The sequence below is a fragment of the Mesorhizobium sp. ISC25 genome, from assembly GCF_042295465.1.
Taxonomy (GTDB): Bacteria; Pseudomonadota; Alphaproteobacteria; order Rhizobiales; family Rhizobiaceae; genus Mesorhizobium.
In genome coordinates this window covers 4320437-4333946 of the sequence record NZ_CP135441.1, presented here as the reverse complement: position 1 = coordinate 4333946, position 13510 = coordinate 4320437, and the positions used below count along the sequence as shown (strand labels likewise).

General features: G+C 56.2%; 14 protein-coding genes and 1 pseudogene. 9 read left to right on the top strand and 6 right to left on the bottom strand.

Annotated features, from left to right (window positions below; all coding sequences use genetic code 11):
* Positions 1 to 176 precede the first annotated feature (176 nt).
* Positions 177 to 1079 (bottom strand): annotated as a pseudogene (locus RQ479_RS21410) (YifB family Mg chelatase-like AAA ATPase); the annotation flags it as partial.
* 153 nt (positions 1080 to 1232) lie between these two features.
* Here RQ479_RS21410 and RQ479_RS21405 point away from each other — a divergent pair.
* A complete protein-coding gene (locus RQ479_RS21405; RefSeq protein WP_376702536.1) occupies positions 1233 to 2957 on the top strand; it encodes a recombinase family protein in 1725 nt (574 codons plus the stop codon).
* 63 nt (positions 2958 to 3020) lie between these two features.
* On the opposite strand, the gene RQ479_RS21400 is transcribed toward RQ479_RS21405, so the two are convergent.
* Together RQ479_RS21400 and RQ479_RS21395 are read right to left on the bottom strand one after the other, a co-directional pair.
* Complete coding sequence (locus RQ479_RS21400; protein WP_376702535.1) at positions 3021 to 3800, bottom strand: nucleotidyltransferase; 780 nt, start codon at positions 3798 to 3800, stop codon at positions 3021 to 3023.
* On the bottom strand, positions 3797 to 4306 hold the full coding sequence (locus RQ479_RS21395; RefSeq protein WP_376702534.1) for an SLATT domain-containing protein: 510 nt from the start codon (positions 4304 to 4306) through the stop codon (positions 3797 to 3799). Before RQ479_RS21395 ends, RQ479_RS21400 begins: the two co-directional genes overlap by 4 nt.
* 579 nt (positions 4307 to 4885) lie before the next feature.
* Here RQ479_RS21395 and RQ479_RS21390 point away from each other — a divergent pair.
* Positions 4886 to 5314 carry a hypothetical protein gene (locus tag RQ479_RS21390; RefSeq protein ID WP_376702533.1) on the top strand — a complete coding sequence of 143 codons (429 nt, stop codon included), beginning with the start codon at positions 4886 to 4888 and terminating at the stop codon, positions 5312 to 5314.
* A 325-nt stretch (positions 5315 to 5639) separates the two neighbouring features.
* Here RQ479_RS21390 and RQ479_RS21385 read toward each other — a convergent pair whose 3' ends face one another.
* Positions 5640 to 7067 (bottom strand): plasmid replication protein, CyRepA1 family, encoded by a 1428-nt coding sequence (locus RQ479_RS21385; RefSeq protein WP_376702532.1) that lies wholly within the window; start codon positions 7065 to 7067, stop codon positions 5640 to 5642.
* Positions 7068 to 7192: 125 nt separating this feature from the next.
* Here RQ479_RS21385 and RQ479_RS21380 point away from each other — a divergent pair.
* The 6 genes from RQ479_RS21380 to RQ479_RS21355 all read left to right on the top strand — a co-directional run bounded on the left by RQ479_RS21380 (position 7193) and on the right by RQ479_RS21355 (position 11909).
* A protein-coding gene (locus RQ479_RS21380; RefSeq protein WP_376702531.1) for an IS3 family transposase occupies positions 7193 to 8382 on the top strand; the annotation gives its coding sequence in 2 pieces (ribosomal slippage) (positions 7193 to 7442 and positions 7442 to 8382; 1191 coding nt in all).
* 57 nt (positions 8383 to 8439) lie between these two features.
* Positions 8440 to 9129: a hypothetical protein gene (locus tag RQ479_RS21375; RefSeq protein ID WP_376702530.1), complete on the top strand. Its 690-nt coding sequence runs from the start codon at positions 8440 to 8442 to the stop codon at positions 9127 to 9129.
* Positions 9130 to 9296: 167 nt separating this feature from the next.
* Complete coding sequence (locus tag RQ479_RS21370; RefSeq protein WP_376702529.1) at positions 9297 to 9950, top strand: hypothetical protein; 654 nt, start codon at positions 9297 to 9299, stop codon at positions 9948 to 9950.
* A gap of 257 nt (positions 9951 to 10207) precedes the next feature.
* Positions 10208 to 11002, top strand: a complete 795-nt coding sequence (locus RQ479_RS21365; RefSeq protein ID WP_376702528.1) for a hypothetical protein — start codon at positions 10208 to 10210, stop codon at positions 11000 to 11002.
* Entirely contained in the window at positions 10999 to 11463 is a 465-nt protein-coding gene (locus tag RQ479_RS21360) for a hypothetical protein (RefSeq protein ID WP_376702527.1), read from the top strand. The genes RQ479_RS21365 and RQ479_RS21360 overlap by 4 nt, the downstream gene beginning before the upstream one ends.
* A gap of 149 nt (positions 11464 to 11612) precedes the next feature.
* A complete protein-coding gene (locus tag RQ479_RS21355; RefSeq protein ID WP_376702526.1) occupies positions 11613 to 11909 on the top strand; it encodes a hypothetical protein in 297 nt (98 codons plus the stop codon).
* Here the strand turns inward: RQ479_RS21355 and RQ479_RS21350 are convergent.
* On the bottom strand, positions 11884 to 12564 hold the full coding sequence (locus RQ479_RS21350) for a DUF3102 domain-containing protein (RefSeq protein ID WP_376705988.1): 681 nt from the start codon (positions 12562 to 12564) through the stop codon (positions 11884 to 11886). The genes RQ479_RS21355 and RQ479_RS21350 overlap by 26 nt on opposite strands.
* A 190-nt stretch (positions 12565 to 12754) precedes the next feature.
* On the opposite strand from RQ479_RS21350, the gene RQ479_RS21345 reads away from it, so the two are divergent.
* On the top strand, positions 12755 to 13000 hold the full coding sequence (locus RQ479_RS21345) for a hypothetical protein (protein WP_376702525.1): 246 nt from the start codon (positions 12755 to 12757) through the stop codon (positions 12998 to 13000).
* Between the two features lie 111 nt (positions 13001 to 13111).
* Here the strand turns inward: RQ479_RS21345 and RQ479_RS21340 are convergent, their stop codons facing one another.
* Positions 13112 to 13402, bottom strand: coding sequence for a hypothetical protein (locus tag RQ479_RS21340; RefSeq protein WP_376702524.1), 291 nt, complete (start codon positions 13400 to 13402; stop codon positions 13112 to 13114).
* Between the last annotated feature and the right edge of the window lie 108 nt (positions 13403 to 13510).

The window sequence follows — 13510 nt, the reverse complement described above, 5'->3', positions numbered from 1 at the left end:
ATTCCGGCGACAAGAACGGGAACGAGGATTGTCTTAGCGACCGATACTCGGTGCCATCTTGATCGGCCGCATATGCGCAGACGCCGCATGTGGCGCAGACGTTAAAGGCAGAGCACGTCACCGGCGACCCCACCCGGCCGCTTCGCGGCCACCCTCCCCTCGAGGGGGAGGGAAACCTACGCCGCTTGTGCCATCCGTTCCGAGCTCATGCGGTAGGAAATCGCTTCGGCCAGATGGATGCGGCCGACCGTCTCGCTGGCCTCGAGATCGGCCAGCGTCCGCGCCACCTTCAAGACGCGGTGATAGGCTCGTGCGGAAAAGCCGAGCTTTTCGCTGGCATCCCTGAGCAGCGACAGGCCGGCGGCATCGGGCATGGCGATCTCCTCGATGACGGAGGGCGAGCAATGCGCGTTGGTGGTGGCGGAGGTCGCGCCGAGCCGTTCGAAACGCTCACGCTGGATCGTCCGCGCCCGTGCTACGCGAAGTGCCACGGCTGCACTCTTCTCCGCCCGGTCCGGCCGGATCAAATCGCTGGCCGAGACCGCCGGCACCTCGATCCTGAGATCGATGCGATCGAGCAGCGGGCCGGAAATGCGCGCCTGGTAGTCGGTGCGGCAGCGGTCGCCGCGCAGGCAGCGATAGCCCGGCTCGCCGGCCATGCCGCAACGGCACGGGTTCATCGCCGCGACCAGCTGAATGCGTGCCGGATAGGTGACGCGGTGGTTGGCGCGCGCGATCATGCAGTCGCCGGTCTCCAGCGGCTGGCGCAGCGCATCGAGCGCCTGCGGCGAGAATTCGGGAAACTCGTCGAGGAACAGCACGCCGTGATGGGCAAGCGAGGCCTCGCCCGGCCGCACGCGCAACCCGCCGCCGACCATCGCCGCCATCGAGGCAGAATGGTGCGGCGCGCGAAACGGCCGCCGGTCTGTCAGTTTTCCTTCGCCGAGCTCGCCGGCCACCGACGCGATCATCGAGACTTCGAGCAATTCCCTGGGCGCAAGCGGCGGCAGGATCGACGGCAGCCGCTGCGCCAGCATCGACTTTCCCGATCCCGGCGGGCCGACCATCAGTATATTGTAGTGTATTAAAAAATTTAATGGGACACATCCTCAAGATAGTGAGTGATATTAAAGTCGACTGCGGCGGTTGAAAATTGACAACACTGTAGGGTATTAATCCGCCAATCTGGAGGTTTCCCCCTGACAAAGCCGCTCGCCTATTCATACGTCCGCATGTCGACCGACATCCAGCTGAAGGGCGACAGTTTGCGACGGCAAACGGAGCGGTCGAAGAAATATGCCGAGGATCACGATCTCCAACTCGTCGAGGACTTCGGACTAGAAGACATTGGCGTCTCAGCATTCAAGGGTGACAACGTATCATCAGGCGCGCTTGGCAAGTTTCTGGACGCGGTCAAAGCAGGCAGGATACCGAAGGGCTCGTATCTCCTGGTTGAGTCGTTTGACCGACTGTCACGCCAAAAACTGAATGCCTCGGTGGCGCTGTTCTTCGCCATCATCTCAAACGGGATCAATCTCGTCACACTGTCGGACAACCAGTTGTACAAGGCCGGAGAAGCCGAATTTACGCAGCTGATATTGTCGATCGTTGTGATGGCTCGTGCAAACGAGGAATCTGAAATCAAAAGCCAGCGTTTGTCGGCTGCGTGGGGCGCCAAACGAAGGCTAATCGGCGACAAGAAACTGACCGGACTGTGCCCCGCTTGGATGGAATTATCGGACGACCGAAAGAGCTTTCATGTGATCGAGGATCGTGCGCGGATTGTCGCGCGCATGTTCGAAGACAGCGCAAGCGGCCAAGGGTCGTTTATCATCACGCGACGATTGAACGATTTAGGCACCCCAGCCTTTGGCAGGTCGAACGGCTGGGTGCAGTCATATGTCACTAAGATCCTTCAGACGCGTGCCGTATTGGGAGAGTTTCAGCCTCACACCAAGCAGAATGGAAAACGGATACCGTTTGGCGATCCTATTCCTGGCTACTATCCGCAAATCGTCGACGAAGAACTATTTCTTCGAGCGCAATTCGCCAGGGGTAAACGCCGGATAGAAGGCGGGGGGCGTAAGGGAGAAGCGCTGCGCAACCTGTTCACCCACCTGGCTAAGTGCGGGTACTGCGGTTCGTCTATGCATTTCCTCAACAAGGGGTTTGGGCCGGGAGGCGGAACATACCTGAAATGCAGTCAGGCATTACGTGGACTGGATTGCGTTTCAACCCCATGGCGCTACCAGGATTTTGAGAGGTCGTTCTTTCTGTACGTCAAGGAGGTCGATCTAGGCGAAATACTTGCCGCATCAGCCACGAAATCTGATGCAATCGCCTTGGGCAATCGACTGACTTCGCTGAAGGAGAAACGTAATCAGTTGGAGGTTCAACGGGAGCGATCCTACGCTCTTATAAGTCACGCGATTTCGATCGATTTCGTGTCGGCGAAACTGAAGGAATGCGAAAACGATCTAGCCGGAGTCGACGTGCAGATCACCGACGTCGAGCTACAGCTGTCTGCAATCCGCGAACAGCAGTCGATTTCGCCTGATGAGCTGCACCGTTTGATCGACCAGCTTCAATTGACAGAAGGTCCCGACGCGTTCGCGCAAAGGACAATGCTTGCCGGCCGCTTGCGCGAAATCGTCAGCGACCTGCGATTAGATGTTGAAGGCACCAAACCCCGGTTGAAGAAGGCGGAAGCGCTCTTCGATCAGGCAGGGACCCATCCGTTAGAGCGCCAGAGCATTCTTGAAGTGATCGAACGAACCAACGTTGAGGCAAACCGATATGGCCGCAGCTTTACCATCGTCCTAGCCGACGGAATTTCGCGTAGAATCGTGCTGAACAATGACGACCCAACGGACTTCGTCGCTGAGGTTCTCATTGACGGCAGCGGGGCAATTTCAGGCAGCGATCGTGGGAAGGCCTTGGAAACACTTTTTGGGTAACTGCCCGCGTAGGTATGTCGTTTTTCAAGTCGGCGAACGACGCGATTTGAGTTTATGAGCAGCCTACGCCGGGATTAGCTTTTGGACTTCGAATTCTGCCGAAACTGGCATATCATCCGCTTCATATTTACGGACCTTTGCGACGATGTCCTTCGCACGATTGATCTTGTCATTGCGCCATTGAGCCGTTTCATTGGCAGACAGGTTGTCGAACACCTTGAAAAGGTAGTCTTTCTGGGCATGGCAGCCGTAGAAACCCAGCCCGACAATCCATTTTTCCAGGCCATACGAGTCGAAAACGTAGCCAGCCTCAGCGTTCCAGAATTTCACAAGCCGAACAGTTGGTTTGATCAGATACGAATGATTACCGTTGGCGGTCTCTAGCGCACTGTTGAAATCGTTCGGGTTCGTGGTCTGCCACTCATGCGGACCTTTGGGGATCTGGTACGATGTCCCCCATGAGGCCAACGCCGGCACCAGGTCGAACTTTATATGGTTCAGTTCGAGCACAACGGTGGGGCTCGATTGATAAAGTTCTGAGCTGGCATATTTCTTCTCGGCAAATTTGCGCAGCCGATCGAGGTAGGTCTGCGGCTTGAGGCCGCCTTTCTCGAAAACGATCATGTAGTCGACGTCCGAGTGCGCATCCATTTTGCGTGGAAGGATCGTGCCCCGGGTATGCGAGCCAAACCGGAAATGCGACGTTAGCCCATCGCCTTCGACTGTGAAGTAGCTGTCCAGGCGCGAGCTCAGGGTCGAGATAGATGTCGCGATCGAGGCCTTCTCGTCGGCGGAAAGCACCGTGTTGCTCGCTCGGGCTACGAGATAGCTGTTTACCGTCATGCTTGATGAGCCTTGTCAACTGCGTGCTTGGCCTCGCCGGCGTCGATACCGTCGCGGGCCTTTTTGAAGTCGCCATCGGAAAAAGAAGGGCTTGCTTGATTGAGTTCATCGCGCCGTGTGGTGAAGCCCTTCAGCGCCGTGAGTACGGTTTCTGCGTCGGGCGTGTTGTCGAGCTCAACTTCACGGAAGACCCGGGAGTTGTTCCGCAACGCCAGATACTGATCCCCAGAGCTTTTGTGATCGGCTGACTTCTCACCAGGTTTCAGGAAAGTCATGAGCGACGTAAGCACAGCAACGCAAAGTGCCATCGAGCCTGCAACAACAGGATAGTCTTTGAAAAAAGCGGCCCCGGCGGCCGTGCTGAGGATCACGGAAGGGATGCCAAAGACATAATTCCAAACCGCCCAGCGCGCTGAAGCGTTGAAGTGCGCTTTCCCGGAATGGATACAATCCTCTTCCATGCGGAGAAGCTCATCTCTTACGCGTTCTCGCGTCACGTCAGACATATCATTTTCCTCTGGAAAGAGGCTTAGCACGCCCAAAATTGTCTAGGCTGCGGAATTCCTGATTAACCACTTCTTTCGGCTGGTCTTGCGTAAAACGTTTCAAGAAGAGAGCGCAAATTGCGTGCCGATCGGGAGATTCGATTGCGAACCGCATAAATACCTTTGGCAATCCGCAGCACCGTCATTCCCTAAGAACCAATTTACCCTTCAGATCCTCCCCCGTTTTCTCAGTTCCAATCGGTCCTTGAGCCGTGCAGACGGCTATCCTCGCACGGCTTCAACACCTAGACGCAATCTCAACCCGTCGATTTGATGGGATTATATCCCTATGAAAAAAGACCAACTCACATGCTCCAAAGCCACCCACACACCTCTGCTCACTCCATCTCATCTCAATATGCATCGTGGTTCGATGACAGGATCGAGCAGTTCATCGAAGCTCACAAAAGCAGATTCGAGCCACCCTCATTTTTCAAACGACGGAACGGGTTTTTCATCACGATCTCATTCGATCACGTCAGTCGCAAACAGCGGCAGAAGGATTCCGAACGGATCGACGGGCCAGATACGAAATCGGAGATGGACACGTTCACCGATCTGTACAACTTAATCTGCCGTGACCTGGTTGGACGGAACTACCACCGACCAGCATTCCACGACCTCAAACCTATAACTATCGGTTGTCTGGATATGAACGGATCGAGATACTGGAGATCGATGGGAGAGCTAGAGAACGCCCACATCCATTCGATCTGGATTTTCACCGATAAAACTAGAGATGGATTTCACACGTTATTAGCCGACAAAGAACGGCTCACATCCATCAAAGAACGGTTTTCGATTCGAGAACTGGATGTCCAACAGCTGGATTATGACCATCGAAATTCGACGGGTGAGAGTCGTGCATCCTCGTACATGGCGAAATTCATGGTGCACAATAATCATGAGCTGAAAGTCGCTGACGATTTCAGGGTGCTACCGTTTCAAGTCGAGAAAACGGTGAACTGAAACGGGTTTTAGGCAGGGTGCCGGCAGTTGGGAGGTCGGATCACTGTGCTTAGGATCGAGTGTGACCCCCCTATCAGGAATCCGCGTTGGCCTGGCGATCACCCTGCCAGGATTTACAGAGCTAAGAAATTCTCGGTAAACCCGGCGTGTGTGCCTTGGTGTGGTTTTCATTGAGAATGAGGTTGCAAAGCAAGGAAATGACTTATTGCCATCGGGCGGTCTGTCTTCAGGAATGCGTGGTCATCGATCGGAAAGAAGATGCCCCACCCCCTAACAGAGAGGGGACAGGGCATGTGTTGATATAGCTAAATGAGTGCCAGTCCCCTCAAGCAGCGAGTTTGGGACGTTCGGAGCCCTCCCGGATTTGACGGCATGAAGAAATCTCCATCATCCGATCCAAACTGAGTTGACTGATCCGATACGGAATGACCGCCGAACCGCCAGCACGAGTCTTGGGAAGCTTTTGCAGATCGAGTCCAACCATCGCCAGAAGTGGTCGAAGTTGGGTAATCGGATTGTCCTCGATGCCCTTGTGGATGGCGATGTTGAACTGCTGTTGTATCGCAATCCGTTGGCTTTTCATCCAATCGATGAACGGCGTAAGATCGGTCTTGCTAAACTTGGCCTCGGGATTGAACGCGAAGTCCTGATAAACCGGGGTCGTGGAAAGCGTCTCCATTAGCAAAATGCGTGACACTCCAGCATTCGGGATCAACATCGCCCTCTGGTTACGGCGTTCGGGATCCCAAATTCCACCGTGAAGCGACAGAGCAGTCGTTTGATCAAGCATCATCTCAAAGCTGCTCACGCACGAACGGAACCGACCTCTGTTATCGAGTGTGATGATCTCATCAGAGATCGCTCTGTTGTAGAATGCTTCGATCGCAGATCGCTCGTAGCGAGCGAGGTCACGGCCGCTGGCAAACTCATAGTTCTTGATCCGTCGATTGATTCGCTCGAACTCATCCGGCGTGAGTGGCTCCGCATGCATGAGACGATCGACTTGGAACTGCGAACGGCGTTCCTTGCCGGCACCTAGAATGCCACCGCCCACGTGAATGAGTTCGGCATCTAGGCCGACATGCTCAATTTGCCAGCCCTGCTGCTTCTTGTAGTGCAGGAAATTGCGCCACAACTCGTTCTTCGAAGCGCGCTGATGGGAGATGATTGCCGCAGCGATGTCTGTTAGCGGGTCAGCGCGATAGATGGCTTGGGGATTAAGGTCGTTGGTGTAGCCCTCGATAGTCGCATCCATGAGGTACGTCTTGAGAACGTCCCGACTGACAACACCGAGGTTGGTTTCGAACGCACCCTTGGCTGGCGATACGAAGACCTTCACATGTTTCGGATGGCGAACTCGTCCCAACTGCTGGTCGCACTCGAAATGTGTCAGCACCTGAGGCACGAACAAGCCATAGACAACGTCGTAGAAGCGTTCGTCACCGTCGAACGTGATATCAACGCCCGAGCTGATCGACGGTGAGCACAAGATCGCCTGATACTTCTTCGCCTCGACAGCGGGGGTCTTGATGAACTCTGCTGCTGCGGGGTCTTTCACGGCCGTCTCTTCAGAGGTTATCACCAGAATCGGGGTGTCTGGGCATTCCTCCCTGACTTGGGTAGCGATCTCCTGGATTCGTTCCTTGGAATTTGCGGTGAAGAAGCATCGCTTACCCGATTTCAGTGAGGTGACAAAGTCGCCGATCAAGTGCTCTTCGGACGTAAAGACCTCGATCTTGCCCTTTGTCGACACGTGTTCATTGATGATGATTTGAGTGTGCCCTCGGCCATTCAGCCGTTCAGCCCATTGGTTGTGACCTTGCCCCTCTGATCTAATCCGGTTTGAAGTTCGTTCTGGCCCATCGAGAGGACCAGGATATGAAACGCAGCCGCTTCTCTGAAGAGCAGATCATCGGAATTTTGAAGGAACACGAGGCCGGGGTATCGGTTGCCGATCTGTGCCGCAAGCACGGGGTCAGCGACGCCTCGATCTACAACTGGAAGGCCCGCTTCGGCGGGATGGATGTGTCCGAGGCTCGGCGACTGAAGGCGCTGGAGGACGAGAACACGCGGCTGAAGCGGCTTCTGGCCGACGCCATGCTCGACAATGCCGCGTTGAAGGATCTTGTGGGAAAGAAATGGTGACGCCCGCGGCCAAGCGGAAAGCTGTCGCTCGCCTGAAGGAAGGCTTCGGGATGAGCGAACGGCGGGCGTGTAAAGCCATCGGCTGTTGCCGCATGACGGTTCGCTACGAGACCAGCAGGCCGGACGACCGCGAGGTTCGCGAGCGGATGAAGGCGATCGCGCAAGAGCGTCGCCGGTTCGGCTACCGGCGTCTTCTCGTGATGCTGAGGCGGGAGGGCCTGGTCGTGAACCACAAGAAGCTGTTCCGGCTCTATCGGGAGGAGAAGCTCGCCGTTCGCCGCCGTGGCGGCCGCAAGCGGGCGATCGGGACCAGGGCGCCGATGCTGGTGCCGCTGAGGCCCGACGAGCGCTGGTCGCTTGACTTCGTATCGGACCAGCTCACCGACGGGCGCCGCTTCCGCATCCTGGCCGTCGTCGACGACTGCACGAGAGAGTGCCTGGCACTCATCGTTGATACGTCTCTCTCGGGCATGCGGGTTGCCCGCGAATTGGACCGGCTCATCACCGAGCGGGGCCGGCCGAGGATGATCGTCAGCGACAATGGCAGCGAGTTCACCTCGAACGCCATCCTCGCCTGGGCGGATCAGAATCGCGTCGAATGGCATTACATTGCGCCCGGCAAGCCGATGCAGAATGGCTTCATCGAGAGCTTCAACGGCCGACTGCGCGATGAACTGCTCAACGAGACGCTGTTTACCTCGCTGGCTCAGGCGCGCGTCGCCATCGCCCTGTGGCACGCCGACTACAACACCGCGCGGCCGCACTCCCAAATCGCCTGGCAGACCCCGGCCGAGTTCGCCAGCACCTTCAATCCGCGACCGTCGCTCGCGCTGCGCTATGCCAAAGGCTCCGCGCCAGCGCCCGTCGCTTCACCCGCCCAGCAGGGCACAACCCACGCCGGAAACGAACTCAAAACTGGATAGAAACTGGGGGCAACGTCACTGTCGTTTGGATATAGCTTTCTGCGTGAGTTCGAGCGCTTGCATACGGCCGGCGGAAAGTTTCCGGCGGCGCCGGATTTTATTAGCCAAGCCATCGAAGCAACCAAAGGCTATGACGTGAAGGTGCTCAAGAATAGCACGCCAGTCTATTTCCAGTTCAAGCGGTCATTCGTACTGACGACCGGAAATGCAAAAGAGATAAAGAACGGCGATTTCAGTTCGACGCCTCTCTATCGGATGCATCTTCGGGAAAGGGACGGATTCCGTCAACACAAGGCGCTTCAAAGTCTTGAAACTAGCGGCGAAGCCGTATTTTACGTTACCAGCCAGATAGAGGGCCCGGACGATTTATCTCGCTGCTACCGCAAGGGAGACATTCTCGCAAAGGCGACAGCGGTCATCGCGCCGAATGAGATCGTGCTTCCCGATACCACCGAGAAGCACCACGTCACTTTCAAGGCAGACGGCAACACGTTCAAGCTATACTCCGAAGAAGGCGAAGCGTTTGAGCGAAAGGTTCCGAACTGGAGCCGGCTGGTAGAGATTTTGTCAAGCCGGCGTCGCAATGCGGCCACTAACCGCCAAGCCCTGGGGCAAACAGGGGAATTTCTTGCATCGAGGAGCCACTATGCCAGAGAAGTGGCCGATCAGTTTAAGGACCCTATTGTGAAAGCCTCGATACTCGCTTTCCTCGTGCTTGACGCTCAGCTTATCTTTTTTAAGGGGTAGAACTACGAGCGAATGAACAGCGCGATACCAAAGAGCAACGCTCGGCGGCGGTCAACCGGGCCTCGATCAGTCGCATCATGGAGCGCCACCGGGATTCCCGATCGGTGGATGACCTATGTACGCCGCGCCGATCGCTACAATGATCACGCTGGGGACGGCTTCCTCTGATGGCCAAGGTTGATTTGCCTATACCCACCATCCAACAAGTCGCTCGGATGGCGCCCGAATTGAACGCTTGGACCTCCATGGCCGCTCGAGCTTTTGGCCTCTATGCCGGCGTCAACGAGGCGTTGAAGATGTCGCGGGGCAAGAGTGCTGTCGCCAAGAATCGCGCGGACGAAGTTCGCCAGGAAATGATCATGATGACCCTGATCCGGCTGTTTGCAGTCATGGATCGGCAATCGGAAGTCTCACTGCAATCTGCATACCGATTTATCAAACAGCCGACGGCCCGACATTACTCAGGTGGCCATGATCCATCACCAGGCGCACTGGCTACTTGTTCGAAAGCGCGGACGAAGTTCCTGTCAGTTTATAGCCAGGTCGACTTCGCAGCGTTCGGAAGAATTCAGTCGTTCCGAAACGGCCAGATCGCACACATTGCCTGGCCCGATGCTGAAAAAGCCAAGATCACCTATTCCGAGGTGGAAGTGGTGGTCCGTGCATGCTGCGAGATGGCGGGCCAACTGACCCTTATGATCTCTGGCAACAACGACGAGCCTGAGGAGCATCTCAACGAGGCGCACCATGACGCCTATGAGTTCTGGCTCGCCGCCATCTCGGCAGATGCAGAGGGACGGCTAGACACACCACCTCAGTGACCTGTCCTGTCCGTACGGAGCCACGACCAGCATGGTTTTGATTTCGATTAATTGTTTTCAAACGCTAATGCTCTTGCTCAGGCGCTTGTGCCAGCGTTGCGATGGTGATCTGCTTCCCGCCTGATTTGCCTCGTGACCGACCGACCAAATGACCGCTACGGCCCGCGGATAGTGCACCAGCCGCGGCTTTTAGATTTCGCTCTGATTGTACTTCAAAAGACTTGATGCGGTTGATGAAAGGGGAAGGGGGGAGTGAGATGGCTGACAAGCCCTACACGAAAATGTCGTTGATTGAGCGCAGCGCGCTTACCTTCGAATCGTTCCTGAGCCGGGACTTTGGAAACAGGTTCTACCAGCCCGAATTTCTCGACGGGATAAGTGCACGACGGCTCGAAGTGATATCCCGTATCGGCAAAGGATCGAGCCAAGCATTCATATTCGCCACGATCTTAGCATTCTTCGATTTGATATCAGGAAGCAGTTTTACCTACGGCGGGCTGACGCTTCAGATAACGAAAGATCTAACTCCGATAATATCCCTACTCACTGCCGGAGCATTGCTCAACACCACGTTCGCGTTCATCGACGACCAAATATTGTTTCGCATCCTTCTTAAACTCGGCGGCCACATCAAGATCCAGAATTTTCAGTTACTGCTGGTCGATAAGATGGCGCACAACCTTTGGGGAGATGCCATTGTGCCCAGGGTATTTGGCCCGAAATCTGGCAGAGGCCAGACGATGGCTGTTCGCCTATTGAGCGTTGTGGTTCTCGTGATTTCGGCCGCGATGTACCTTTATCCGCCTTTTATGATCGCTCGTGTGTTCCTTGATCTCATATCGTCTGATGCGAGATGGATCGCTAAAGCAATTGCCTCGCTGGCAGTGGTGGTTGCGATCTGGGCTTTGCTTCTCGGCGTCATCTTCATGATCAAGTTCAAGTTCTTTCCTGCTGATTGGCACGAATCCACAGACCAGCCGACGGAAGAATTTATCAGACGCATGCAAAGCGAGATCGCCAGAGGCGATGGCCCCGCAGCGAGCGAAGCATGATCGTTCGTCGATCTGCGATGGTTGATTTGCCCCGGGTCTTTGACGTTTTAGCGCCTCGGCTCTCAGACGAATATCTAACTGCAGAACGCTATCAGCGCTATGCCCAAGCAACCTTTGAAGACGCGTTCCGAAAAGCCAAAAACGGATTCCGAAAAGCCATTCGTGAAAATCGAGCAGACACCCTTCTCCAAAATGATGCACCCTTGGCAATCGTTAGATGGCAGATTCAACATGGTGAAGCTCATACTGGCTTTGCCTCACCAGAGATTTTCTTCGCAGCCCGACACGTGCGGTTCATGGCTGCCTACGTTAGGGGGCTACAGAAGCGGCTCGGCAACGTGCCCCTCGTGGCCTCCAACTGGTCCGGCCGGGCAGACGTCCAACGATGGTTTGAAGTTTTGGGCTATGAATTTGCGATGGAGCTTGGGCCGGCAAAGGTTTTTTTGTTGAGGCCGCTGTGACACGCCAGCGCTCAGGGCCGGATATTCGAGCGCGCGTTGTGAAAGCTCCTCGTAAGTTTCACCTGACAATGCCTGCTGACGCTACACTCCGCTCTGTCTTGGAATCGCTTGCCTCGCCGCTAGAGTACGTACGCCAGGCACTTGGTCATATGACCGGCTACGGAAAGGATATTCAGATCCGAGTTGGCGTGTGCGGCAATCCAAAATTCCCCAACTACGTCTTGGAGCAACTGTTCTTCGACAACGATGAACCCGAGCACCCTGGATGCCCGGTGACGATGGCAATATACAATGGCCGAACGCAGAAGGAATTCGATTACAATCAACTGGGTGAATACTCGGAGTCGTGGTCTAGCGCCGCAATGACGTTTGTCGAAGTCCAGGCGCTGATCGGCGAACTGAGAGCGCCGAGGATCGCGGTCAAGCCGCGCGCGCCAACCGCATAGCCTTTAGCGCCGTCTCGTAGGTCATCGGCTGGTCAACCAGCCAGCGGCCGAACTCGCCATGTGACAATGACGCCTTGGCGGCGAGCAGGCGCTTTCCGATCTCGAGGAGCTCCACAGTGCGGCGCTGACGCTTGGTGGGCTTGCCACGGCCCTTCTCGGCTTCGCTAGTGCTCGCGGAGGCCTCTCGGCGCCGAGACGGCCCCTTGGCCGCGGGAAGGCCATTCCTGAGGCTGCGCAGGTGCAGGTAGAGCATTCCCGCCAGCGCGTCCCGTTGCTTCACCTTGCCGGCCAGCTCGTTCGCTATGGCCATGTGCGGGCCGAGCGGCACACGATCGAACATGTCGAGCATTTCCGACATGCTCGTCTCAACGAGGTCAGGACAGGCCACCAGCAGGTCGCTGATAGCCCACAGGCTCGTTCCGTCGATCAGCGCGTGATTGCCCTTCCCTTCGGCCAGGATGCACATGACGAGGCGCGCATGCTCGGCGCCGTGCTTGTCGATCAGCCGGCGGATAGAGGCCACGGCGCGGTCTGGCCTTCCTCTGGATAGCGGCCCATGGGGAATGATCTCGACTGCGAACTCGGCACAGAGCGCGGCAACGCGCGGATCGACGTCGAGGGGAGATCCGCGGCTCCAGCCTTTTCGCGCAAGCATCAAGCGTCTCCGACTTACAGACGCCTGATGTTTGCACCACAAAGCGAAATTTCGCAAGGATCGCACGTTGTAAGCCTACTTTTCACGTTTTGCCGTTGGAGAGGACTCTCAGCCTCATGCTGCGCATTACTCAGCTTGCCCTTGATGGTTTTCGGTGATCTGGTCAGCGGATCAATGAGGGAGAGAAACAATGTTCACAGTTGGCGCCAGATATCAGTTTAGAATGCTCGAAGACGGGGATGAGGTCAGTTTTAGCGGCGTAGTCGAAAGCTATGAGCCTCCGCTCATCAAACTTGCCGACAGCGCACCGTTGCAGGTGCGGCGTTCGATCCAAGAGACTGGCGAGACCGTGAAAACCACTGATGTGCCTAGGCATCCGGGGAGGATTATCAACACCGCTTCGCCGAACTTCATCTCGGCACTACAAAGGGCCTAAGCCGCCTTCGTGGGAGGGGGCCTTGGGCGATGCTTTTGAAGCGGCCGGCGCACCGGGGGCGGGAAGGCGTGCAGGATAATTAGCGCCACTCGCCACCATCGAGGTGAATGTTCACTGGACCGTTCTTGACGCCTGGTGGCCAACACTTCCGTATCGACAGGGAGAGCCGTCGGCGACGCTCTTGGCGACCTCATCACGTGGACTGTAGGACGTGACGGCAATCGTCTCCAGCTTGCCGGCCTTGCTTATTACCACCTGAAAATCAGCTTTGAATCCCAGAATATCCGGGATGGCCGCCGGCAACACCAAACATTTCGAGATTTGCCGTTCGAGCCGGCTCGCTTCATCCGCACGAGCGGTGACTGCGCACATGATCAAAGCCAACGTCACGAAAGCCCGCATTCTCGTCCCCTCCGGTTTGGTCGAAGTTAACGGGAACAATCAGGGTGCGCAAACTTGTCGTGCAAGGCGGGCCAGGTAGCGAGAACCGTCTTTCTCGCTAATGAGCGG

Coding starts and splice junctions, on each gene's coding strand:
- RQ479_RS21405 (WP_376702536.1), top strand. CDS start 1,233: ATGTCGACCGACATCCAGCTGAAGGGCGACAGTTTGCGACGGCAAACG.
- RQ479_RS21400 (WP_376702535.1), bottom strand. CDS start 3,800: ATGACGGTAAACAGCTATCTCGTAGCCCGAGCGAGCAACACGGTGCTT.
- RQ479_RS21395 (WP_376702534.1), bottom strand. CDS start 4,306: ATGTCTGACGTGACGCGAGAACGCGTAAGAGATGAGCTTCTCCGCATG.
- RQ479_RS21390 (WP_376702533.1), top strand. CDS start 4,886: ATGGACACGTTCACCGATCTGTACAACTTAATCTGCCGTGACCTGGTT.
- RQ479_RS21370 (WP_376702529.1), top strand. CDS start 9,297: ATGGCCAAGGTTGATTTGCCTATACCCACCATCCAACAAGTCGCTCGG.
- RQ479_RS21365 (WP_376702528.1), top strand. CDS start 10,208: ATGGCTGACAAGCCCTACACGAAAATGTCGTTGATTGAGCGCAGCGCG.
- RQ479_RS21360 (WP_376702527.1), top strand. CDS start 10,999: ATGATCGTTCGTCGATCTGCGATGGTTGATTTGCCCCGGGTCTTTGAC.
- RQ479_RS21355 (WP_376702526.1), top strand. CDS start 11,613: ATGACCGGCTACGGAAAGGATATTCAGATCCGAGTTGGCGTGTGCGGC.
- RQ479_RS21350 (WP_376705988.1), bottom strand. CDS start 12,564: ATGCTTGCGCGAAAAGGCTGGAGCCGCGGATCTCCCCTCGACGTCGAT.
- RQ479_RS21345 (WP_376702525.1), top strand. CDS start 12,755: ATGTTCACAGTTGGCGCCAGATATCAGTTTAGAATGCTCGAAGACGGG.
- RQ479_RS21340 (WP_376702524.1), bottom strand. CDS start 13,402: ATGCGGGCTTTCGTGACGTTGGCTTTGATCATGTGCGCAGTCACCGCT.